A 1,632-nucleotide genomic window follows, 5' to 3' on the forward strand; every position below is an offset into this window, starting at 1 on the left:
TAATAGGGTTAGAGTTGTACTTAAAGCCTTTCACGGACTTATTTTACCTAAGGAGCATTATTGTTGGCGCCTAATGGCTGGGGTTGTAGGTGTAAAACACAGGTTTTAAGTCTTGATGAAGCTAAAGATAATGAAGCTATAAATTTTTATAAAATATATTATTTTATAAATATTTTTATTTTAAAAATAATACAAACTAGTTTAAAGGTGAAATTTTATTTTTAGTGTATTATTAATTTATAATTTACAAAAACAAGTATGAAAGTTTATGAAAAAATTATTTTTTATATTTTTATGTTTTACGATATTAAATGCTGATATAAAAAGCTTAAAAGATAGCTGTTATGATGGAGATTTTGAAGCTTGCGGGGCTTTAGCTTTAATGTATGCTAAAGGTGATGGTGTGAGTATGGATAAAAAAACAGCAGCATTTTTTTATGCACAAGCTTATAATATTTTATCCGAAGAGCCTAAAAGTGAACCTAATTTTCATAAACAAAATGCAGCTAATTTATCAATAATAATTTCTGATATTTCTGCTTTTTATGTAGCACAAGGTAGATTTGCTAAGATTAGCGATATGACTTATGCACTCATAAATCCTAATGAGAGTTTTTAATAAATGGCATTGCTTATATAAAAGTAAGTGCTAAATATGGTATTTTGCGTATTAAAAATATAAATGCAAATGATAAAAATTGTAAAGAATTTTTCGCAAGTGATGAAGCAAAAAAGCTGCTAGATAAAGATTTAAACAAAGTTAGTGAGATTGAATATGACTTTAGTGATAATAAAATCTTATTTTAAGAATTATTATAAAAATTATGATTTAGATTTCTACTCTTTAAAAATCAAATTCCTGATTGAAATTCTAGAGCATTAAAAGTATTTAAAAGCTAAGTTTAGCTTAATTTTATTGTTAAAATAAATTAGACACTAAAATGTTTGAAATCCCATAATATGTTTTTAAGAGTTTAAGTTATTGCATTTTATCAATGAAGCTTGGAATTTATCCTTAAAATAAATTCCAATAAATCTTAAATTGTAATAACTAAAATTTGTACATATACCAAGTATTGTTTATCTTTGTAAGTTCCGCCATTTTAGAAAAACTTTTACCATTATTAAATGTTAATTTATATCTAACTCCAGCTGAGCCTTCTAATTCAAAATCTAAGATTGTTTCTATTGATTTAATACCACCTTATTCTTTAATGCCCTTTGCTTTATAAGACATTTTTTCTAATAAAATATTTTTTTCATCTTCTGATTTAAAATTAAAGCACTTAACAGCTTGTTTATCTTCTTCAATCACTCACTTCAAACATTTTTTAACTACAATATCTGGAGTATCATCAGCTTTAGGAGTATCACTCCCACAAGCAACTAACATAGATGCAAATATTGCAAAACTTAATAATTTTTTCATTTAATCTCCTTTTGATTTGGTTTAAAGCCTAATGTTTTGCATTATGCTTTTTGTAAAATCAGTATAATAGCCCCCCCACATTCTTAATCTTTACTTAATTTGTATTTGAATTTATTTTTTATAATTTGAAAGGTTGTAGTAGAATTAGGTTTGCAATTTAAACTCTATTTTGCATATATTCTAAGTATTTTAGTGTTTTTAAT

Annotated in this window: 3 protein-coding genes; all 3 read left to right on the forward strand. The window is 24.9% G+C overall.

The features are described 5' to 3' along the window. Window positions 1–63: 63 nt before the first annotated feature. From KJQ99_RS09325 to KJQ99_RS09335, 3 genes are read left to right on the forward strand one after another with little or no spacing between them, the layout of a single operon-like run. On the forward strand, window positions 64–225 hold the full coding sequence (locus KJQ99_RS09325; RefSeq protein WP_214150653.1) for a hypothetical protein: 162 nt from the start codon (window positions 64–66) through the stop codon (window positions 223–225). Window positions 226–268: 43 nt separating this feature from the next. Next, a complete protein-coding gene (locus KJQ99_RS09330; protein WP_214150654.1) occupies window positions 269–619 on the forward strand; it encodes a hypothetical protein in 351 nt (116 codons plus the stop codon). 44 nt (window positions 620–663) lie between these two features. Next, entirely contained in the window at window positions 664–807 is a 144-nt protein-coding gene (locus tag KJQ99_RS09335) for a hypothetical protein (protein WP_214150655.1), read from the forward strand. Window positions 808–1,632: the final 825 nt, after the last annotated feature.

Origin of the sequence: Campylobacter sp. 2018MI13, assembly GCF_018501135.1 — a bacterium.
In the GTDB taxonomy this organism is placed as follows: domain Bacteria; phylum Campylobacterota; class Campylobacteria; order Campylobacterales; family Campylobacteraceae; genus Campylobacter_E.

Bases quoted from the DNA above. Each gene is read 5' to 3' on its own strand.
- KJQ99_RS09330 (WP_214150654.1), top strand. From the start codon at position 269: ATGAAAAAATTATTTTTTATATTTTTATGTTTTACGATATTAAATGCT.